This is a genomic window from Geomicrobium sp. JCM 19039 (assembly GCF_000698145.1).
Classification (GTDB): Bacteria; Bacillota; Bacilli; order Bacillales; family Marinococcaceae; genus Geomicrobium_A.
On the sequence record NZ_BAXB01000005.1, the window covers coordinates 117,704 to 136,727 of the forward strand.

The 19,024-nt window shown below is 43.5% G+C and carries 21 protein-coding genes and 4 pseudogenes; 13 read left to right on the top strand and 12 right to left on the bottom strand.

What is annotated here, in order from left to right; all coding sequences use genetic code 11:
* Positions 1–147: 147 nt before the first annotated feature.
* From JCM19039_RS07230 to JCM19039_RS07235, 3 genes are read right to left on the bottom strand one after another with little or no spacing between them, the layout of a single operon-like run.
* The gene (locus JCM19039_RS07230) at positions 148–441 is read right to left on the bottom strand and encodes a hypothetical protein (RefSeq protein WP_042425464.1); all 294 of its coding nucleotides are present in this window, start codon (positions 439–441) and stop codon (positions 148–150) included.
* Positions 442–466: 25 nt separating this feature from the next.
* Entirely contained in the window at positions 467–562 is a 96-nt protein-coding gene (locus JCM19039_RS24280; RefSeq protein ID WP_193744168.1) for a lipoprotein, read from the bottom strand.
* A gap of 17 nt (positions 563–579) precedes the next feature.
* The gene (locus JCM19039_RS07235; RefSeq protein ID WP_042425467.1) at positions 580–1,344 is read right to left on the bottom strand and encodes a metallophosphoesterase; all 765 of its coding nucleotides are present in this window, start codon (positions 1,342–1,344) and stop codon (positions 580–582) included.
* A 152-nt stretch (positions 1,345–1,496) separates the two neighbouring features.
* Here JCM19039_RS07235 and fabI point away from each other — a divergent pair, with 152 nt between their 5' ends.
* Both fabI and JCM19039_RS07245 read left to right on the top strand, forming a co-directional pair.
* A complete protein-coding gene (gene fabI / locus JCM19039_RS07240; RefSeq protein WP_042401741.1) occupies positions 1,497–2,279 on the top strand; it encodes an enoyl-ACP reductase FabI in 783 nt (260 codons plus the stop codon).
* Positions 2,280–2,352: 73 nt separating this feature from the next.
* Positions 2,353–2,580, top strand: a complete 228-nt coding sequence (locus JCM19039_RS07245; RefSeq protein ID WP_152550124.1) for a hypothetical protein — start codon at positions 2,353–2,355, stop codon at positions 2,578–2,580.
* Between the two features lie 201 nt (positions 2,581–2,781).
* Here the strand turns inward: JCM19039_RS07245 and JCM19039_RS07250 are convergent, their stop codons facing one another.
* Both JCM19039_RS07250 and JCM19039_RS07255 read right to left on the bottom strand, forming a co-directional pair.
* Positions 2,782–3,999 carry an MFS transporter gene (locus tag JCM19039_RS07250; RefSeq protein ID WP_042425470.1) on the bottom strand — a complete coding sequence of 406 codons (1,218 nt, stop codon included), beginning with the start codon at positions 3,997–3,999 and terminating at the stop codon, positions 2,782–2,784.
* Positions 4,000–4,863: 864 nt separating this feature from the next.
* Entirely contained in the window at positions 4,864–6,519 is a 1,656-nt protein-coding gene (locus JCM19039_RS07255; RefSeq protein ID WP_042425473.1) for a glutathione ABC transporter substrate-binding protein, read from the bottom strand.
* 482 nt (positions 6,520–7,001) lie between these two features.
* On the opposite strand from JCM19039_RS07255, the pseudogene JCM19039_RS07260 reads away from it, so the two are divergent.
* The 4 genes and pseudogenes from JCM19039_RS07260 to JCM19039_RS07275 all read left to right on the top strand — a co-directional run bounded on the left by JCM19039_RS07260 (position 7,002) and on the right by JCM19039_RS07275 (position 10,857).
* Positions 7,002–7,819: pseudogene (locus tag JCM19039_RS07260) on the top strand (ABC transporter permease).
* An 11-nt stretch (positions 7,820–7,830) separates the two neighbouring features.
* Positions 7,831–8,750, top strand: a pseudogene (locus JCM19039_RS07265) (ABC transporter permease).
* 48 nt (positions 8,751–8,798) lie between these two features.
* A complete protein-coding gene (locus tag JCM19039_RS07270) occupies positions 8,799–9,845 on the top strand; it encodes an ABC transporter ATP-binding protein (protein WP_042425474.1) in 1,047 nt (348 codons plus the stop codon).
* Positions 9,842–10,857 (top strand): annotated as a pseudogene (locus JCM19039_RS07275) (ABC transporter ATP-binding protein). Before JCM19039_RS07270 ends, JCM19039_RS07275 begins: the two are co-directional and overlap by 4 nt.
* 41 nt (positions 10,858–10,898) lie before the next feature.
* On the opposite strand, the gene JCM19039_RS23080 reads toward JCM19039_RS07275, so the two are convergent.
* Positions 10,899–11,003 (bottom strand): YjcZ family sporulation protein, encoded by a 105-nt coding sequence (locus JCM19039_RS23080; protein ID WP_152550125.1) that lies wholly within the window; start codon positions 11,001–11,003, stop codon positions 10,899–10,901.
* Positions 11,004–11,182: 179 nt separating this feature from the next.
* Here JCM19039_RS23080 and JCM19039_RS07280 point away from each other — a divergent pair, with 179 nt between their 5' ends.
* On the top strand, positions 11,183–11,785 hold the full coding sequence (locus tag JCM19039_RS07280; protein ID WP_042425475.1) for a CotO family spore coat protein: 603 nt from the start codon (positions 11,183–11,185) through the stop codon (positions 11,783–11,785).
* Positions 11,786–11,805: 20 nt separating this feature from the next.
* On the opposite strand, the pseudogene JCM19039_RS07285 reads toward JCM19039_RS07280, so the two are convergent.
* Positions 11,806–12,290: pseudogene (locus tag JCM19039_RS07285) on the bottom strand (CotY/CotZ family spore coat protein).
* Between the two features lie 192 nt (positions 12,291–12,482).
* Between JCM19039_RS07285 and JCM19039_RS07290 the strand changes: the two are divergent.
* On the top strand, positions 12,483–12,716 hold the full coding sequence (locus JCM19039_RS07290) for a hypothetical protein (protein WP_193744169.1): 234 nt from the start codon (positions 12,483–12,485) through the stop codon (positions 12,714–12,716).
* A gap of 57 nt (positions 12,717–12,773) precedes the next feature.
* Here JCM19039_RS07290 and JCM19039_RS07295 read toward each other — a convergent pair whose 3' ends face one another.
* The 3 genes from JCM19039_RS07295 to JCM19039_RS21765 are packed head-to-tail and all read right to left on the bottom strand — an operon-like array spanning position 12,774 to position 13,935.
* Positions 12,774–13,202 carry a GNAT family N-acetyltransferase gene (locus tag JCM19039_RS07295; RefSeq protein WP_042425481.1) on the bottom strand — a complete coding sequence of 143 codons (429 nt, stop codon included), beginning with the start codon at positions 13,200–13,202 and terminating at the stop codon, positions 12,774–12,776.
* Between the two features lie 14 nt (positions 13,203–13,216).
* Positions 13,217–13,747, bottom strand: coding sequence for an esterase family protein (locus JCM19039_RS21760; RefSeq protein WP_081834381.1), 531 nt, complete (start codon positions 13,745–13,747; stop codon positions 13,217–13,219).
* Positions 13,639–13,935 (bottom strand): alpha/beta hydrolase-fold protein, encoded by a 297-nt coding sequence (locus JCM19039_RS21765; protein ID WP_052398593.1) that lies wholly within the window; start codon positions 13,933–13,935, stop codon positions 13,639–13,641. The genes JCM19039_RS21760 and JCM19039_RS21765 overlap by 109 nt, the downstream gene beginning before the upstream one ends.
* A gap of 109 nt (positions 13,936–14,044) precedes the next feature.
* Here JCM19039_RS21765 and JCM19039_RS07305 point away from each other — a divergent pair, with 109 nt between their 5' ends.
* Together JCM19039_RS07305 and JCM19039_RS24285 are read left to right on the top strand one after the other, a co-directional pair.
* On the top strand, positions 14,045–14,605 hold the full coding sequence (locus JCM19039_RS07305; RefSeq protein WP_042425484.1) for a phosphatidylglycerophosphatase A: 561 nt from the start codon (positions 14,045–14,047) through the stop codon (positions 14,603–14,605).
* A gap of 24 nt (positions 14,606–14,629) precedes the next feature.
* The gene (locus tag JCM19039_RS24285) at positions 14,630–14,806 is read left to right on the top strand and encodes a hypothetical protein (RefSeq protein ID WP_193744170.1); all 177 of its coding nucleotides are present in this window, start codon (positions 14,630–14,632) and stop codon (positions 14,804–14,806) included.
* Between the two features lie 37 nt (positions 14,807–14,843).
* On the opposite strand, the gene fumC is transcribed toward JCM19039_RS24285, so the two are convergent.
* Positions 14,844–16,232 (bottom strand): class II fumarate hydratase, encoded by a 1,389-nt coding sequence (fumC, locus tag JCM19039_RS07310; RefSeq protein WP_042401716.1) that lies wholly within the window; start codon positions 16,230–16,232, stop codon positions 14,844–14,846.
* Between the two features lie 448 nt (positions 16,233–16,680).
* On the opposite strand from fumC, the gene JCM19039_RS07315 reads away from it, so the two are divergent.
* Both JCM19039_RS07315 and JCM19039_RS24290 read left to right on the top strand, forming a co-directional pair.
* Positions 16,681–17,235, top strand: a complete 555-nt coding sequence (locus JCM19039_RS07315) for an NADPH-dependent FMN reductase (RefSeq protein ID WP_042425489.1) — start codon at positions 16,681–16,683, stop codon at positions 17,233–17,235.
* Between the two features lie 77 nt (positions 17,236–17,312).
* The gene (locus tag JCM19039_RS24290) at positions 17,313–17,486 is read left to right on the top strand and encodes a hypothetical protein (RefSeq protein ID WP_193744172.1); all 174 of its coding nucleotides are present in this window, start codon (positions 17,313–17,315) and stop codon (positions 17,484–17,486) included.
* 36 nt (positions 17,487–17,522) lie between these two features.
* Here the strand turns inward: JCM19039_RS24290 and pdxK are convergent, their stop codons facing one another.
* On the bottom strand, positions 17,523–18,356 hold the full coding sequence (pdxK, locus tag JCM19039_RS07320) for a pyridoxine/pyridoxal/pyridoxamine kinase (protein ID WP_042425492.1): 834 nt from the start codon (positions 18,354–18,356) through the stop codon (positions 17,523–17,525).
* A gap of 138 nt (positions 18,357–18,494) precedes the next feature.
* Between pdxK and JCM19039_RS07325 the strand changes: the two genes are divergently transcribed.
* Entirely contained in the window at positions 18,495–18,974 is a 480-nt protein-coding gene (locus tag JCM19039_RS07325; protein ID WP_042425495.1) for a glutathione peroxidase, read from the top strand.
* The last annotated feature ends 50 nt before the right edge of the window (positions 18,975–19,024 follow it).

A 19,024-nucleotide genomic window follows, 5' to 3' on the forward strand; every position in this document is an offset into this window, starting at 1 on the left:
AACAGTGTAAATCAAGAAAGTGTTTCGTTCATTCCATATAGATCGGCCAGTATCTGGAAAAACCCATCGTATTAACGCGATCTAGATCGTTTCGGGTGTGATCCAGATCACGAATCTCCTAAATACTTCCATTTGAATGAATCACAATTAAGCTTCTTCAACTTGTTCAAATGAAAATCGGTAAATTTCATTTCCAGCGATGTCGGTGACGTAGCCTTCAATTCCTCCGCTGAGTTCATCGGCAGTCAATGGCTCACTAAGAGGGATGGACACATTCAGTACAAATGCATTGTTTGCCCCGATTGTGAACTCCTCACTTTCTTCTATAAGCGCATCAGCATCAATAGACTCGAGCAACGATTCGTCGGTTACATCGTAATTAAAGTTGAGTGTATCTGTATCGCTGGAACCTTCATTAACCATTCTCGCATGAACGGTCATGGAGCAGGATCGTCAACAACATATATCATTGATTCTTCTGGATCATGCTCACTTCAGCCTCTGAGCATCCTGCCAACACCAATACAATCATTGCAGTAAGTAGACCGTATTTCTTTATCATCAAAATCTTATCCTTTCTTAATTCATATCGAGGGTTTCATAATCAAATTCGTGGTTAAATGCATCCACTTGTAATGGCTGATTTGATTTTTGCATCGTGAAGGTTCGTTCTGGGTAATGAAATGCGGTTAAAAAGCCGCCAAACACGCACCCGGTATCGATGTTAATTGTGCGGTTTTTCACGCGTGGTTTAGGAACCGGTGTATGGCCATAGACAACGATAGGGTCTATGTTGGTTTCGCGTTTTGCCCAGTCTCTTCTAACCGGTGGCTTGCCTGATTTTTGTTGTTGGTGATCGACGTCTCCATAAAGGAGGAAAGAACGCAGACGATGAGCACTTTTTCCAATATCTCGCCTGCGTATACCTGCGTGTGCAGCAACAACTTGTCCATCATTCCACACTTGGTAGAGCGGGGACTGCTCGTACAGCTGCATGAACTGCCTCCGAATTTTCGTTTGTTCTGTTACTGGAAACTGCTCATACTCCGCAATCGTTGTTTCCAGCCCATGCCGGATCATCACGCGGTTGCCTTTCCAATATCGATACAGCTTGTCACAATGATTTCCAGGGATGTAATACGCCGATTGTGTAACGTTCACGAGTTTATGAACAAGTCGAATAACGCCTAATGAGTCCGGTCCACGATCGGTAAGATCGCCGATAAAAACAAGTTTTCGGCCGTTTGGATGTGAGCCTTCCTGATAGCCCATTTGCTGTAAAAGTAGCTGTAACTCGTCATAACACCCATGTACATCACCAATGAAGTCCAATTTTTCTTCCATATTCTACACCCCCGCGTATTTTTAAAATATATCAGTTTCGCCGCAGTAATTCTAGTGACCGATTCGTGATTTTTTTACAAGAGTATGGTATGATTATGACCAGGTACTAGAATGAAGTAGTGATCTAACGGATTGGAAAGGGGTTCACACATATGGCATTATCTTTAGAAGGTCAAACGTATGTCGTTATGGGAGTTGCAAATAAAAGAAGTATCGCTTGGGGGATTTCAAGAAGCCTCTCAGACGCAGGAGCTACGCTCGTATTTACTTATGCTGGGGATCGGTTAGAAAAGAATGTGCGGGAGCTAGCCGCGTCCATTGACCAGGAAAAATACATTTATGCTTGTGACATTACAAATGATGATGAAATTGATAAGACGTTTCAACAGATTAAAGCTGATGTTGGACCGATCCACGGTCTAGCGCATTGCATCGCGTTTGCGAAGACGGAAGATCTTGAAGGTACGTTTACTGAAACATCTCGAGAAGGCTTCTTGTTGGCTCACGACATTAGCGCCTACTCCTTAACCGCCGTCTCACACGCCATTGAAAAATATGAAATGATGCCAGAGGGCGGTTCAATCATTACGCTAACTTACCTCGGCGGTGAGAGAGTCGTGAAGAATTACAATGTGATGGGTGTCGCAAAAGCGGCTCTTGATGCAAGTGTGAAATATTTAGCAAATGATTTAGGAGCAAAACAAATACGAGTGAACGCCATTTCAGCAGGTCCGATCCGTACGCTATCTGCTAAAGGAATTGCTGGTTTCAATACTGTTTTAAAAGAAATGGAAGAAAAAGCTCCATTAAAAAGAACGGTCACGACTGAAGAGGTAGGGAATACAGCCCTGTTTCTTATGAGTGACCTATCTAAGGGCATCACGGGTGAGGTCATTCACGTTGATGGTGGGTATCATATTATCGGAATGGGCTAGTTCTTATAAGAATGGGTGATTGTGGATATACTGTCCATACACCATCCTTATTAGAGCAAAGTGAGTGAATGCGATGTATACCGTAGTAGCTGAACGATTTATTCGTCTCGTACTAGAAGAAGAGTTTCGCACATTGTCTGACCCTGAACAAGCAGAGTTAGAAGAAAGTAAAACATTTTTGCAAAACTACTTCTGGGAAAAAGAGAAGCTACAAGCAATGTCATATCTAGCCTATGCAACAAATGACAATGGTTGGCAACACGAAATTTGTGCCCAAGTAGAGCGGCTACAAGGAGAGTAAGGAGCATGTTCAGAAGCATGCTCCTTTTTTGCTTGGTCTTTTTCGTCGAGACGTTATGTATTTTGGCGTAGTCCGGTTAAAAGATTATAGACATTGAAAAACCGAAGGACTAGGAACTCTCATTTAGAGGTTTTTAGTCCTTCGGTTTATATTTTAGATTGTTTTGAGGTTTGATAATTTCGTTGTAAACCCGGCATTTTATTAAACGTTAGCTTGTTCAATGACTTGTTTATTCTGCCCCGCAACAAGGCCAAATAGTGCGATGCAAGCAGAAACAAACATAAGAATGAGGTAAGGCAATGTCCACCCATTTGACCAATCAGCTAAGCTACCGAGTGCAATCGGTCCAGTGGCGGCGATCAAGTAACCGACAGATTGCGCCATCCCTGAAAGTTGAGCAGATTGGGTAATGGTTCTTGTGCGTAAAACAAAGAAGACCATTGCTAGACTAAATGTCGTTCCTGCGCCCATTCCAGTTAGAACGAGAAAAGCGAGGATCAGATAGGAAGTTGACAGCATGGTACCGAGTAATCCCGTAAATAACAGCACACCAGACAGAAAAGCAAGCGCCCGTTGATTTGTCACTTTCGCAGCGATAATTGGAACGATAAACGTTGCTGGGATCAAGCCTGCTTGGTAGATTGCCATAAACCAGCCTGCCTCGGTTGCATCAAACCCTTTTACGAGCATCATATCAGGCAACCATGTAAAGATGCTGTACGGGATAAACGATTGAAAACCCATGTACAGGGTGACTGCCCAAGCGATTTTAGACTTAAATAGAGCTTGGGAAGGCTGGTTGTCAACACGTCCTGGTACTTTCTTTTCTTCAGAAAGTATGGCCGGTAATCGTAGAAGCAATATAACGATCGCGAATACTGCTAGTATCCCCCATAACTGAAGAGCTCCTTGCCAACCAAATTGTTCTGACGTAGCAAGAGGAACAGAAACACCAGATGCGAAGGCGCCAAACACATTCATTGAAACCGAATAAATACCGGTCATTAATCCGATTCGATAAGGGAAGCTCATCTTAATAAGGCCTGGCATGAGCACATTTCCAACGGCAATTCCTAAGCCTAACAGAACCGTTCCTGTAAGTAGTAAAGACACCGATCCGACCGATCTTATGAATATGCCTGCAGCAAGAACGAGCATCGCAAAAAGCAGTGTCATTTCCATGCCGTACTTTCTGGAAATTCTCGGAACAAATGGCGAAAAAAGCCCAAATGCGATAAGTGGAAGGGTATTTAAAAGTCCAACTGTTGAATTGGCAATGTCCAAGTCGTCTCGAATAAACGGGATGAGAGGGCCGACGGAAGTCATTGGTGAACGTAATGTAGATGCAATAATTAAAATGGCAATAATTAATAAATATGTATAATAGCGATTTGATCGCGTCGTCGATTCTAGTTGCATGCAGCCACCTCTTAACCGAGTTCTATAGTGCGGAAGAAGTGTACCACAAAAGCGACCAATCATAAACTTTCGTGCTTAACGTTAGTGAATTTAACGGATGCGTCTAAAACGTGCGACGGCTGTTCGGAGAACTTTCCAAAAAGGAAATGATGGAAGGAAGTCATGATAAAAGTTGAACGGTACTTTTTCTTGTAAAGCAATATTTAAGGATGATTGGCGTTTGCTTACATGAAGAGGGGAGCGGCACCGATAATTCAGCAAAGTTGTCGAGAGTAATCTCACTAAAATGATCTATATAAGTTGAACGAAAAAAAAATTTACTGAACGATAGATGTCGCAAAGTCTCAAGGTGTTGTGCTACATGACCGAGTTTGAGAAATGTCTTGATTGTGAGTGTGGCACGGCGTGTGACGCTAACTTTAAAGAAGTTTTGAAAGAATGAAGAAGGCTTTGGAAGTAGACTGACGCACTTACTCTTTAAAGGGCTCGATCTGCTTCCATAAACAGCTGTTTGGAAATAGACGTCAATAGATTGGAAGCAGAACGGGGCCAAAGGGGCATAAAAGAGTGATTCTGTTTCCAATCGAGGCTCTTTGAAAGCAGCTTAATACAAAAAACGTTTTTAACTTCTTTGAGAGCTAATTGTGAACTTCGACCGGTTCTCCTGACTTGGAAAGGCGGTGGAAATCGAGCATCAACAGCGCAAATGAAAAACACAAAAGTCGAACTTATCTAATCCAATTTTCACATCAGCTCAAAAAACAGGTGTTGCGTATGAGAGTTGCAAACTATGGCTCGAATTTTATTCAAATAAAAATGGGGCAAGGGATATCGATTATCCCTTGCCCCTTGCGTGTCTAAACTTTAGTAGCCAACGTCTGCGCCTTCAGTGATTGTCACTTCTGAAAGGTCAAATTGACCGTTTGGTACTTGGTAGAAGTTCTCGACTGAGTCAGCAACACCGATGCGGAGTTCATCAAATGCAGTGTAAAGCATTGGCGCTTCTTCTACGAGAATTTCTTGAACTTGGCTGTATAATTCTAAACGCTCATCTTCATCAGTTGCTTGACGTGCTTGGTCAAGCAAGTCATCGACTTCTTCGTTCGTATAGAATGAACGGTTACCAGCGTTTCCGTGTTGACTAGAGTGGAAGAGAGAGTACATACCATAATCGGCATCCCCTGTTACTGTAACCCAACCGAGAACGAACATTTCTGAATCGCCTTCACCCGTTTGGTCGAGGTAAGCACCCCACTCTACGTTTTCAAGGCTTGCAGTAACGCCAATTTCACTAAGTTGATCTTGAATTAAAACTGCCGTTTGCTCACGAACTGGGTTATCCGAGTTCATAAGAAGTGTGAATTCAAATCCGTCTTCCAATCCTGCTTCTTCGAGTAATTCTTGAGCACGCTCAGGGTCATAGCCGATGTCATCAATGTCAGGGTCATAACCAAAGACGAGATCGTTGATCGGTCCTTTTGCAGGCTCACCATAACCTTCGTAGATGCCTTCTACGAGGGCATCATTATCAATGGCGAGAGAGATCGCTTGACGAACACGTACATCATCAAACGGTTCAACTTCTGTGTTAATTCCTACATACGTAAGGCTTAAACTTGGGACACTCACAAGACTTGCGTTATCAAAACCGTCTACTTGATCTGCCAATGCTGGCTGAATGAGGTCAGCAACGTGCACTTCACCGTTGGAAAGACTTCCCATACGAGTGGAGTCTTCTCCGATGACTTCAAAATAGACACTGTCAATATTCGCAGGCTCACCCCAGTAGTTTTCGTTGTTTAGCATGCGGAGGTTTGAGCCTTCGTTCCACTCATCAAACACAAACTGACCTGTTCCGGCTTCGCCTTCACCAACATCAAGGTTAATTTCTCCAGCGTAATCTTGTTCAATTGCCGTCTCACTGATAATACCACCAGCGTTATGCGCTAAGTGGGAAAGAAGCGGTGCAAATGGGAATTCTGTTGTCATTTGTACAGTATACTCGTCAATCGCTTCAACGCTATCAATCATTTCAAATAGGAAGACTGAAGGAGCGGCAATGTCTGGGTCAAGCATACGATCAAATGTCGCGACAACGTCATCTGCGGTAAGTTCTTCGCCGTTGTGGAATTCAACGCCTTCATGTAAAGTGAACTCAAACGTTGTTTCGTCAATTTGTTCATATTCTTCTGCAAGACCTGGAACCAATTCATACGTTTCCGGATCGAACGTCATTAACGTTTCATAAATGAGAGAACGGTACTTCGCTGATGGGTTATCATTTTGACCGTGAGGGTCAAGAGAGACGCCATCTGCAGACAATGCGATAACAAGTTCTCCACCGTCTCCGGCTGCTTCTTCGTTGGAAACGTCATCATCTTCTGACACTTCAGTGTCCTCGGATGTATCTCCACCTTCACTATCTTCTGGTGCCTCTTCTGGATCTGTCGAACATGCAGCGAGTGCGAACGCAGCGGCAACTGTTAAACCGAAAGCGCTAGACTTTTTAAACTTTTTCAATTTTTATCCCCCTTATTGTAAGAAAACCAGTTTACGGTTACTATATACTACGAATCAAAAACTTTCAATACTCTTTTTTGCGAAAAAATTAACAAAACGAAACAAATATTTACGATTTACAACAAATAGTTCCTGTTGTAAGCTGTTAAGTATTGATTTTTGTTATTCACCAAGAAGGAGGTTCAACCGAGACTAAGTCTAACACGAATTTGTTAGAAAAAAGCAAAAATCAATACAGAATGTCGAAATAAGCTACGAATCGTTGACGATTAGGAAGAATTTGCAACGGTTATATTGTTTTCATTTCGAACATTGATATAATAAGACGAACAGCGTAAAATGATGATTTTGAGCCACACTATACACGTGTTCATGCATCAGAACAATGAAAGAGAAGGGGTTGAGCAGTTCATGGGGTCAACCGTTAATGAGAGCACGGCCAAAGCGGAAATCGGGCGCCGGAATCACGGTTTAAGAACCTGATGAAGCAGCTGGTCCGCAACAAGTCATCGCTCATCGGTGGGATCATCTTACTATTCTTCATTCTTATTATCATTTTAGCACCACTGTTGATGACGCATAGTTACCAATCGACAGACATCTTAAATCGATTTGCACCACCATCAGCAGACAACTGGTTCGGAACGGACCAAAACGGTCGAGATATTTTTAGCCGAATTATTTACGGTACGCACTTGACGATGTTTATCGGTGTGGTTTCTGTCTTTTTCGGTGCCGTATTCGGAATACTTTTAGGACTCATTTCTGGGTACTACGGTCGTTGGGTAGATACGATTATCATGCGTGCAGCAGATGTTATGCTTGCATTCCCAGGGATTTTGTTAGCCCTAGCAATTGTTAGTGCATTAGGCGCAAGCATGTTTAATGTCATCATCGCCCTATCCATTTACAACATACCTGTTTTTGCCAGAATCGTTCGTGGATCTGTTCTTGAAGTAAAAGGAATTGAGTACGTCGAGGCAATTCGCGCTCTTGGGGCCAAAGATGGGAAAATCATTTTTCAACATATTTTACCGAACGTATCATCTCCAATTATTGTCCAAGCATCATTGCAAATTGCAACGTCGATTTTAAGTGCAGCCGGACTTTCCTTCCTCGGTGTCGGTGTTCAGCCGCCTGAACCGGAATGGGGAGCCATGCTTAATGATGGACGTTCATACATGTGGGAGAATCCTCATTTAACGATATTCCAGGGATTGCCATTGTGCTTCTCGTATTGTCGTTTAACATGTTAGGTGATGGACTTCGTGATGCGTTAGACCCAAGGTCGAAAAAGTAGGAGGATTTGACATGCATATTTTTATTATTCGCCGACTGCTTCAACTCATTCCGGTACTGTTAGGTGTCACCCTCGTTGCTTTTTTAATTATCCAGCTCGTACCAGGGGATGCCGCACAAGTCATGGCCGGAGAGGCTGCTTCAGAAGCTCAGCTTGAACAAATGAGAGAAAACTTAGGTTGAATGACCCGTTAGTCGTTCAATATGGGCGATTTCTCGGGGACCTTCTATTGTTTAACTTAGGTGAATCCGTTAGAACGGGACAACCTGTGATTGATATTATCGCGCCCCGGTTTTTCATAACGGTTGAACTTGCATTATGGGGCATGGTTGTTGCTGTAACAGCAGGTCTATTCTTCGGGATTTTATCTGCAACGTACCGCAACACATTACGTGACTACGGAACGATGGCGATTGCTGTTGTTGGTTTATCAATGCCAAACTTCTGGTTAGGTTTACTCCTCATTTATTGGTTCTCAATACAACTAGGTTGGTTGCCAACGTCAGGGTGGGGAACGCCTGCACAAGTGATCATGCCAGCCATTACGATGGGTACGGCAGGAGCTGCAGTCATTGCGAGGATGACCCGATCCAGTATGCTCGAAGTCATTGATCAAGATTACGTACGAACAGCACGTGCAAAAGGGGTTAAAGAAAACCTCGTCATCTATAAGCACGCATTCAGAAATGCAATGATTCCTGTTGTAACGGTCATTGGTTTGCAGTTTGGTTATTTCTTAAGTGGAGCTGTTCTTACAGAGAATGTATTTGCGATCAACGGGCTAGGGAGGCTGGTTGTTGACGCAATTGGGCAACGTGACTTCCCGGTAGTTCAAGGTACGGTTATCGTACTTGCGGTAACATTCGTTTTCGTGAACTTCCTCGTCGACATCGCCTATCGTATTTTGAACAAACGAATTGAACTGAACTAAATGATCGGAAGATGATTTCCGGTTGGATATAGAAGGAGGTCATGGACATTGGCTTCAAATGAACAGACACCTGTTTTGGAAGTAGAAGGTTTGCGTACATCCTTTTTCACGCCAGATGGCGAGGTGAAAGCTGTTGATGGTGTGGATTTTAGTGTAAGTAATAATGAGACGTTAGGGATTGTTGGTGAGTCTGGTTCTGGTAAAAGCATCACGTCACTATCGGTCATGCAACTCATTCAGCACCCTGGAAAGATTGTAGGGGGATCGATTCGCCTTAGTGGAGACGATCTTCTAAAGAAAACGAAGCAACAAATGGCGAAATACCGGGGAAACCGTTTATCGATGATTTTCCAAGAACCAATGACGTCATTAAATCCGGTGTTCACGGTTGGACATCAAGTGTCTGAGGCCGTTCGTATTCATAAGAAACTTGGTAAGAAGGCGGCTTGGCAAGAAGCGATTCGCATGCTTACTCTCGTTGGAATTCCTGCACCAGAAGACCGGGCGAAGCGTTATCCTCATGAATTATCAGGAGGGATGAGGCAGCGAGTAATGATCGCCATTGCGCTTTCGTGCGATCCGGAGCTACTCATTGCGGATGAGCCGACAACAGCATTAGATGTGACCATTCAAGCGCAAATTCTTGAGCTAATTAAAGAGCTTCAAGAGAAGTCAGGAATGGCTGTGCTCATGATTACGCATGACCTTGGGGTTATCGCGGAAACCGCAGACAAAGTAGTCGTTATGTACGCAGGAGAAGTTGTGGAGCAAGCAGATGTGAAAACACTGTTTACACGACCGTTGCATCCATACACGCAAGGGTTGATGAATGCCATTCCTCGTCATGACATTGATTTAGATGAGTTGGAAATGATTCCAGGCACTGTACCTTCACCACAAAATATGCCGGACGGTTGCCGATTTGCTGAGCGTTGTCCTTATGCAACTGATTTTTGTATCGAAAATCACCCGGAGCTCGCATCTCCTTCAAACAATGTTGAGGATGAAAATACGAGTGGACAAACACGCTGTTGGATCTACACTGACGAGTGGAATGGTTCAAACCCAACGAAAGGAGTTGCAGCGAATCAATGACGACTCCATTATTTGAAGCGAAGAACTTGCAAAAGTATTTCCCAGTAAAAGGTGGAATTCTAAACCGTAAGATGGCTGATGTAAAAGCTGTGATGATATTTCATTCGCCATCAATCCAGGCGAAACGTTAAGTATCGTTGGTGAGTCTGGGTGCGGGAAGTCAACGACTGGTCGTGCCATCTTGCGACTAGATGACCCGACGGGTGGGGAGATCTTCTTTGATGGCGATAACTTAATGGAACTTAAGAAAAGTGATCTTAGGCAAAAACGAAAAGAAATGCAGATCATCTTTCAAGATCCATATGCGTCACTCAATCCAAGACAAAAAGTAAAACAAATTCTTGATGAAGCAATGGCAATTCAAGGAGTTGTACCGAAAAGTGAACGTCCAGCGAGAATTCGTGAGTTAATGGAACTCGTAGGTTTAAGACCGCAACAAGCGGAACGTTATCCTTTCCAATTTAGTGGTGGGCAACGCCAACGAATTGGTATCGCAAGAGCGCTATCAGTTGACCCGAAGCTCATTGTTTGTGATGAGGCGGTATCCGCATTAGACGTGTCGACACAGGCACAAGTGTTGAACCTTTTGAAGAAACTTCAAAACGAATTGAACCTTACGTACTTGTTTATCTCTCACGACCTTGGTGTTGTACGTCACATTTCTGATCGTGTGATCGTTATGTATCTCGGGAAGATTGTCGAGATTGCTGACAAGAAGGATCTCTTTGATCATCCTAGACATCCGTATACACGTGCATTACTTTCGGCCATTCCAATTCCTGATCCGACGAAGAAGCGAGAGCGTATCGTGCTTCAAGGAGATGTGCCATCACCGATGAACCCGCCAAGTGGTTGCCGTTTCCATACGCGTTGCCCGTTTGCAACAGAAGTGTGTAAAACGGAAGAGCCAGAACTTCGTTCTACAGAGCTTATGAACGATAGTCACATGGCCGCTTGTCATCACATCGAAAAGATTATTGAAACGCAAGAAGACACACCGCTACCACAATAAACGAAGAACAGCCATCCGTTATGGATGGCTGTTTTTTTGCATTAGCAGTATGCAGAACCAACAATAACTAAGAGAATAAAGAGCACAACTACAAATGCAAATCCGCCTAAACCTTGATTACCGCCTTGGTGACAACAATCTGACATGTAACATTCCTCCTGGAATATAGATTCTTTAGAGAACCCTTTGCTCTCCATATTAACCTATGCAGCAGTGTATCGTTGGGTGTGAGTACGAGAGGAAAACGGGCGAATAACTAGAAGAATCTGCATAGCTTGTAGACGGCTGAATACAATGGAAACAATACAAGTTAAGGAGGCAGATGATGCGAACAAAGCGGATCATTAATCGTGTACAACCACTTTTATATATTGACAACCCTGAACATTCTTTACCTTCACAAGGAGATAATGAGTTAGAAGTATTGTATAAACGAAGAAATCAAGAGTTATTTGAGGAAGCTGAACAGGCAGTGGAACAAGAGGCAGCTACTCAAGAAAAAGCAGAAACACCGAAGGAAACTCCAATGCAAAAGAAACGATCCTTTGACCTGTCTAGGCATTTAGGGTTTGATTGGCAACAAACGAACAATTCAATGGAAGCGAACGAGTTTCTTCGGGACGCACTTAGTGACAAAGTAAGTACAGAGAAGACAGTAGTGAGCGAACGTAAAGAGGAAAAGCCTGTACAAAAGAAAGATAAAAAACCATTTTCCGAAAAAACGGTAAATGAAAAGGTAGATCTGTTGTATAAAATGAGAAATTTGCAGCCGACAGTGTGTACGTGTAAAACATCACAAGAGACCTGGGTCGGCAACGTTACCGCTGTTGAAGATGAGCAGTTTACGATGCAGACCCAGCAGTTACCTTATCTTGTGACGATTAAATACGAGGACGTTGTCGACCTAACGATCGAAACGTTTGCCTAACCCTTTCCAGTGACCTCCAGTTATTGACCTGGAGGTGCGACTGGATTGTCTACCAATCCTGGGTCTACGCATTGGATTGCGCAGAAGCAGCTTAGATCTACTTCAATGCAGCAGTTTGTGCGCTCAAGAGAGACTACATCAGATAAAGACGTTGGATCGACGCAGCACGATTGTGTAAACAAGATGTCACCGATTGGGCGAAGCAGGATAGTGTAGCACAGCAAGATTTCTCACAAATGTTCTCTACTCTGAAGAATACAGATTCGAAAACATCAGGGAAATCAGCAGTTAGACCGCCGGTAGCCCAGAATAATTCTCCGGTCTTCCCTTTTAGCATGAATGGAATTGTGTCGTTAATCCGCCCGTTTGGTTTAAGCAGATTAGAGAAACAACTATTCGCGCAGTTTCCAGTTTTTTTATCAACGGCATCTTGTGCTTCACTAATCGCAAGCACCGCATCGCATACGCAGTTGCCGGTATCAAAGTCTTTGCGACCGCAGCTCACGTTCATCACTCCTTTAGGATTTCCTTCATGTTCGCTATATCGTATGTACGTTTACCCTAAAGCGTGTGTAGTTTTATTTGAGTTCATAAAAATCCTGATTTATCAGGGGTTAGAACGATATGTAAACAAATACGGACAAGAGGAGTAAACGACGAAGAGTTCGGGTATACAAGTTCTATAAAGGTAATCGCTATGAAGGAGAGATTGAAGTGGGATATGTTCCAGCAAACGTTAATGAGACAGCCAGCCAATATGGCAATCGGGTCCAACGTCCATCAAATCTTATTCATGCCGCTTCGCGCGTACAGCCGGTACATCGATATGAAGTGTACCGAAAATATAAAGAACCTACCGATGATTACGCCTCTTCTTTTTATTATCGGCAACGTTCCGAACGCTTTGTTACGGGCAAAGGAAGAAGAATAGACGGTCTTGGTTAAATAAAACCGCTGTGCACGTTCGTTTGCACAGCGGTTTTACCATCTATTCTATACCTTTTATCATGGAAACGTGAGGGATACCCGCATCAAGAAATTCTTCCTCGCTCGTTACCTTATATCCGATTTTTTCATAAAACGGTCGTGCATGAGTTTGGGCAGAGAGGATCACTTCCTTGCCGTTTTGCGATTGTACGTAATCTTCAAGCGCACTCATGATTAAACGTCCAAGACCTGTACCACGGTAGGAGGACAGAATGCAAATGCGCTCTGCCTTCCCTGTATTTTCTACCCAACGTAAACGACCCGCACCTACAGGGGTGTGGTTGTCGTGAGCGAGAAAGTGGATGCTGGAATCCTCGTATTCATCCCACTCTTCTTCAACGGAGACGTGTTGTTCTTTCACAAACACCTCGTAGCGCACGTGTTGCACGCCTTTCATTTCTTCTTCTGTTTGAGCGATGGTCACTTCCATAGCTTTCTTCCTCCTTATGACCAGTGATATTCGAGTGCGTGTGGAAGTTCTGGCGCCCACGTAAACCATGTATGGTTACCCGCTTCGATCACTTTATATTGATAGTGTTTCAATGTGCCATCTAACGCTGCATGTAATTGCTCGTTCATCGTTACAAAGTCCAATATCCTGCCATCTGTTGCCTTCACATCGTCTTCTTTGTTCCCAAGGGTGTGGTATACAGTAAAGCGATGCAAATCGTCACTATTTGCAACGAGAGACAACAGTGTATCGTCTACATAAGGAGAGAACATGACTGCTCGCTGGAATGTGTCAGGTTCCTGAATGCAAGCCATTAACGTGAGCGATGCCGATAGCGAATCGCCGAGAAGTAAACGAGCTTCGGCGCTGCCCAGCAGATGATATCTTTCTGAAAGAAAAGGAAGCAATTCATCTTTTAGAAAGCGAATGTAGTCATCTTTTTGTTCTCCAAGCGGAGCATACCATAGGCGGCGCGTTGAAACTCTTGGGTAAGGAACGCCAACAACGATCGTGTCAGGGCAGATTCTTCCAAAATAAACGTCTCCATCTGTTGATCAATTTTTCCTAGCTTAAAAAAATCTTGGCCATCTCCGGTAATGGCGATGTGATACGCAATGTTCTCGTGATAGTTCGGTGGAATGTACAGCTGCAGATCAAGTTCTGTGTCTAAAATTGTACTTTTAAATGCAATGGTTTGAACGGATCCTTCCATCTCGTTATCTCCTTTATTACAACTAGAATCTAGACGTATTGTATCATAATCTTGTGGAGCTTGGGGGACGGCATGAATATGATAGTATATTAGCTAAGGGGGAATTCATATGGGGAAAGAGAACCAACCTGTAAAAGGGGATGTTGTTGAGAAAGCGGCACGGGATCGTCTAGAAAACCGCGGGGTTACGGTTGAAGATATCGGTCATATTGTGTATGCTTTACAACACCCATATGCTGAAGACTTAACGATATCTGAATGTATAGACAGCGTCGATGCGGTATTAATGAAAAGAGAAATTCAACATGCGATTCTCGTCGGTGTGGAACTTGATTGTCTGGCTGAAAAACAGCAGTTGTCAGCACCGTTACAAGCGCTAGTTGAATCTGATGAAGGGTTATTTGGGGTGGATGAAACGATTGCGCTCGGTTCAGTATTCGGTTTCGGCAGCATTGCTGTGACAACATTTGGTTATCTTGATAAAGAGAAGACTGGGGTTATTCGAGATTTGGATCGTGCGTCGGATCGAGTGAACACTTTTTTGGATGATCTCGTGTGTAGCATTGCCGCAAATGCATCTGCTCGACTGGCGCACCGCATTCGAGATAAGCAAGAGGGAAAAGCAAAAAAAGAAATGAAGATCCGAGAAGATGAAGAGTTGATTGGTTGAAGTCTTTATGAAAGGAACGTCCTGATGTATAGACCGCGTTGGATTTATTGGAAAGAGACGTATCATACGAAGTTCCAAGCGAGTTGCATAAAAGCGAAGCTTGAAGATAACTGGCACGGGGGCTATGAAGTGGGTCCACTCGTGGAAGTCATCCGTTTAAAAAATAAAAAGTATGTCGTTCGTTACACATATGATGAATAAACCACCGAGCAAAATATTCGCTCGGTGGTTCGCTGTATCATTCGGAGGGTTGAACCATTTTGGCCGGATCAACCCACTCGTGGAATTGTTCTTCGGTTAATAAGCCACTGTTCAATGCAGCTTCTTTTAGTGTAAGTCCCTCTTGATGAGCTGTTTTCGCAATGGAAGCCGCGTTTTCATACCCAATATGAGGGTTAAGCGCTGTAACGAGCATTAGTGAGTTTTTCACGTGGTTTTCAATGTTTTCTTTTTCTGCTTCAATTCCTTCAACACAACGATCGTGGAAAGATTTCATCGCATCTGTAAGCAATTGCACGGATTGTAAGAAGTTGTAGATAATCACAGGTTTAAATACGTTTAGCTCAAAGTTTCCTTGGCTTGCTGCAAACCCAATGGCCGCATCATTACCCATCACTTGTGTGACGACCATTGTAAGTGCTTCGCTTTGTGTAGGGTTAACCTTTCCAGGCATAATCGAGCTGCCTGGCTCGTTTGCAGGAATGGTTAATTCACCAATTCCAGATCTTGGACCACTAGAGAGCCAACGGACGTCATTCGCAATTTTCATAAGGTCAGCAGCCAATGCTTTAATGGCACCGTGGGCATATGTCGTATCGTCATGACTTGTTAGCGCATGAAACTTGTTCGGCGCAGAACGGAATGGGAAAGATGTGAATTCGCTAATAAAAGCGGCTGTGCGCTCTCCAAACTCTGGGTGTGCATTAATCCCAGTTCCGACAGCTGTTCCACCGATCGCAAGATCGTGGAGGTGTTGAATGCTTTCAGAAATCATCATTTCACTTTTTCTTAGCATTTCATACCAGCCGCTAAACTCTTGCCCGAGTGTAAGTGGTGTTGCATCTTGCAAATGAGTACGACCAATCTTAATAATGTCATTGAACTCTTCAGATTTCTTATTAATCGTATTTTTCAACGTTTCAAGTACGGGGAGAAGCTTTTGGTTGACATCACTTACCGCTGCAATGTGCATCGCCGTTGGGAATGTATCATTGGAACTTTGGGAACGGTTCACATCGTCATTTGGATGGATCGTTGTGTCTGAACCTTTGTCTTTAAGAATTTCTGTACCCCTTCTAGCAAGTACTTCGTTCATGTTCATGTTGGATTGTGTTCCGCTTCCTGTTTGCCATACAACGAGCGGGAAATGGCTGTCCCATTTTCCTTCGAGTACTTCATCGGCTGCTTGTGCGATGGCATTTGCTCGTTCGCTATCCAGTTTGCCTAGGCTTTCATTTGCTTTCGCTGCTGCTTTTTTTAAGATGGCAAAGCCCTGCACAACTTCTCTAGGCATATTCTCTTTGCCAATCGGAAAGTTTTGAACGCTGCGTTGTGTTTGCGCGCCCCAATATTTATCGGCAGGTACTTGCATTTCACCGAGTGTATCTTTTTCAATTCGATAATCCATCTCAATCGCTCCCTGTGCATAATGAATGTAAGTAGTAAACGCAAGAATTGTTGTCTACCTTATCTATCATAAACCACTTTGTAGATGAGAAAAAGTAAGGCGGTTACAATTCTTATATTTTTTTGTAAATAATTTAAAAAACAGGTTTGAAACATTCCAATAAAAGGTATCTAATGATCAACAGGGTAACCGGTGAAAGAACATGGAGCCGTTGCACACGTGCAGCACACGGAAGTCTACGGACGACGACCGTTAAACATAACTCCTCGTTCGCATAAAGGAACTACGCCCTCCTGATCAGCCTTGGTGTGTCCCCCCTGTAACACATCGAGTCGCTGAATGCCAACCGGCCCTGCCTGCATCCCTCATCCTCTGTTGTGGCTCCGCGGTCCCCTGCGGAGCTGCTTTTTTTTACGCAAATATATTGCCATAAGGAGAGTCCTATCATATGAAACCGTTAAATATTATTGGTATTAGTGGAAGTTTGCGATCTGCGTCACTGAATACAAAACTGCTTCGTCAAGCCATATCGAAAGAAGTTCCTGAGCTGACAATTACCGAATACCCACTTAAGGACATCCCATTGTTTAACGGTGATCTTGAAAGTGACGGTGATCCTGAGCAAATTCGTGACTTTAAAGAAGCAATTCAAAAGAGTGATGGCGTTCTCATTGTGACACCAGAGTATCACCAGGGCATTCCTGGTGTGTTAAAGAATGCGCTAGATTGGGCAGGCAGTGATGCGAATGAGAATATGCTGAATGGGCATTTTGCTGGTGTGATTGGAGCGACCCCGACCAATGGTGGAACAGCTGGGGCGCAACAGCAGGTTATTTCAACATTAAAAGCTGCAGGTGCAACGGTTATGGAGCACAGCTCTTTAAAGGTTGCTAAGGCTCCAGATAAGTTTGAAGAGAATGGACAGCTGCAAGACAAGGAGACAGACGAAGCGTTAATTTCTTACTTGAACACATTCGCAGATTGGTTACGAAAGAAAATCTGACGTTTCATTAACAGCAGTTCGGGTAAATGAAGAGTAAGACCGCTTGTAGCGGCTATGAATATTGGGAGGATTACTACGTGAAGAGTAATGAACAACCGATGAATTACACCGAACTTATGGAGAAAGCGATGCACCAATCTCATGGATATAGCACTGGAGAGTATCATGCAGATGTTGAGAAGATCATTGAAGTAGAGAAGAAACGCGAAGAAGAATACAACCACGTTAAACGAATAAACGAACAATTATAAGAAAGAAGCCAGGCGATGAGCCTGGCTTCTTTTTCGTTAAATCGATGTTGAAGTAATGGTCGTCTCGTCACCAAACGTGCGATACGCACCGTGACGCACAGCGCCTACGTATTCGTTTAAGCGAATGCCGTAGCGAATCGCTGCTGAAACAAATGCTTTTGCCGTTTTAATTGCTTCATTGACCTCGGTACCTTTTGCAAGTTCTGCAGTAATCGCTGCAGCAAATGTACAGCCCGCACCGTGGTTGTATGAAGTATCAATTTTCTCGGTTTCAAGCAATGTGAATGTCTTTCCATCATAGACGAGGTCAACGGCAAGGTGATAATCCAACTGCTTTCCACCCTTAACGACGACGAATTGTGTACCTCTGTTGTGGATAATACTTGCTGCTTCTTTCATTTGTTCAATCGTTGTAATCTTGTCAACTTGAGCCAGTTGTGAAGCTTCAAAAAGGTTCGGTGTTGCAACGTAGGCATTCGGCACCAACACTTCACGTAATGCGTCGGCTGTTTCTGGGTGAAGTACCTCGTCTTCGCCTTTACATACGAGAACGGGATCAACGACGGACTTCTGAACGTTGTGTTCTTCAATTTTTTTCGCTGCCAACTCAATAACGTCAACGGACCCGAGCATCCCTGTCTTCATCGCATCCACACCAATTGAAAAAATCGTGTCTAGCTGCGCTTCTACCGTAGAGGCTTGTTGCGGAAATACGTTGTGACTCCAGCCATTAGGGTTCATTGCGACAATCGTCGTCAATGCATTCATTCCGTATACACCTAAGTCTTGGAAGGTTTTCAGGTCTGCTTGTATACCTGCTCCGCCACTAGAATCCGATCCAGCGATGGTCAATGCTTTTGGTTGTGTCATAGAAATAGATTTCCTCCTTGATGAATAAACTAAAAGTATGTTCTTCTATTATAAAGTGATTTTGATCCGCTTGACAACAAATGAAGGTTGAACACGGATTGCTGCGGGTAAATATAAGGAAAGACGGGAGGATTTCCGATGAGTCAAATTTACGAGGTGTCTGTAGAGTCGCTTGTTGACGGCGAGTATAAACTAGAAAAATACCAAGGCTGTGTGTTGTTGATCGTAAATACGGCAAGTCGCTGCGGGTTTGCTCATCAACTAACGGGTTTACAAGAGTTGTATGAACGCTACAAAGACGACCAATTTCAAATTTTAGCCTTTCCGAGCAATCAATTTGTGAATCAAGAGCCACTCAATGATGAAGAGATTCCGAAAGTCTTTCAGGAAAAATACGGTGTGACTTTTCCGATTTTTAAGAAAATATTCGTCCGAGGTGCAAACATTCACCCGCTCTATGACAGGCTCACAACCGCAACGAAAGGAGTGGGCTCAAGTAAAATAAAATGGAACTTTACGAAGTTTCTCATTGATCGACACGGCAAAGTTGTTGAACGCTACGGTCCTGGAGTATCAATTGAACGAATCGAAGATGAGGTTGTAAACCTTCTAGGTTAGCGATTACGAGCGTTTCAAGAAATATTGTAAAATATTCTTGTCCTGAATTA

Excerpts from the sequence above, each read along its gene's own strand:
- JCM19039_RS07230 (WP_042425464.1), bottom strand. The coding sequence starts at position 441 with ATGACCGTTCATGCGAGAATGGTTAATGAAGGTTCCAGCGATACAGAT.
- JCM19039_RS24280 (WP_193744168.1), bottom strand. The coding sequence starts at position 562 with ATGATAAAGAAATACGGTCTACTTACTGCAATGATTGTATTGGTGTTG.
- JCM19039_RS07235 (WP_042425467.1), bottom strand. The coding sequence starts at position 1,344 with ATGGAAGAAAAATTGGACTTCATTGGTGATGTACATGGGTGTTATGAC.
- fabI (WP_042401741.1), top strand. The coding sequence starts at position 1,497 with ATGGCATTATCTTTAGAAGGTCAAACGTATGTCGTTATGGGAGTTGCA.
- JCM19039_RS07245 (WP_152550124.1), top strand. The coding sequence starts at position 2,353 with ATGTATACCGTAGTAGCTGAACGATTTATTCGTCTCGTACTAGAAGAA.
- JCM19039_RS07250 (WP_042425470.1), bottom strand. The coding sequence starts at position 3,999 with ATGCAACTAGAATCGACGACGCGATCAAATCGCTATTATACATATTTA.
- JCM19039_RS23080 (WP_152550125.1), bottom strand. The coding sequence starts at position 11,003 with ATGTCAGATTGTTGTCACCAAGGCGGTAATCAAGGTTTAGGCGGATTT.
- JCM19039_RS07280 (WP_042425475.1), top strand. The coding sequence starts at position 11,183 with ATGCGAACAAAGCGGATCATTAATCGTGTACAACCACTTTTATATATT.
- JCM19039_RS07290 (WP_193744169.1), top strand. The coding sequence starts at position 12,483 with ATGAAGGAGAGATTGAAGTGGGATATGTTCCAGCAAACGTTAATGAGA.
- JCM19039_RS07295 (WP_042425481.1), bottom strand. The coding sequence starts at position 13,202 with ATGGAAGTGACCATCGCTCAAACAGAAGAAGAAATGAAAGGCGTGCAA.
- JCM19039_RS21765 (WP_052398593.1), bottom strand. The coding sequence starts at position 13,935 with ATGGAAGGATCCGTTCAAACCATTGCATTTAAAAGTACAATTTTAGAC.
- JCM19039_RS07305 (WP_042425484.1), top strand. The coding sequence starts at position 14,045 with ATGGGGAAAGAGAACCAACCTGTAAAAGGGGATGTTGTTGAGAAAGCG.
- JCM19039_RS24285 (WP_193744170.1), top strand. The coding sequence starts at position 14,630 with ATGTATAGACCGCGTTGGATTTATTGGAAAGAGACGTATCATACGAAG.
- fumC (WP_042401716.1), bottom strand. The coding sequence starts at position 16,232 with ATGGATTATCGAATTGAAAAAGATACACTCGGTGAAATGCAAGTACCT.
- JCM19039_RS07315 (WP_042425489.1), top strand. The coding sequence starts at position 16,681 with ATGAAACCGTTAAATATTATTGGTATTAGTGGAAGTTTGCGATCTGCG.
- pdxK (WP_042425492.1), bottom strand. The coding sequence starts at position 18,356 with ATGACACAACCAAAAGCATTGACCATCGCTGGATCGGATTCTAGTGGC.
- JCM19039_RS07325 (WP_042425495.1), top strand. The coding sequence starts at position 18,495 with ATGAGTCAAATTTACGAGGTGTCTGTAGAGTCGCTTGTTGACGGCGAG.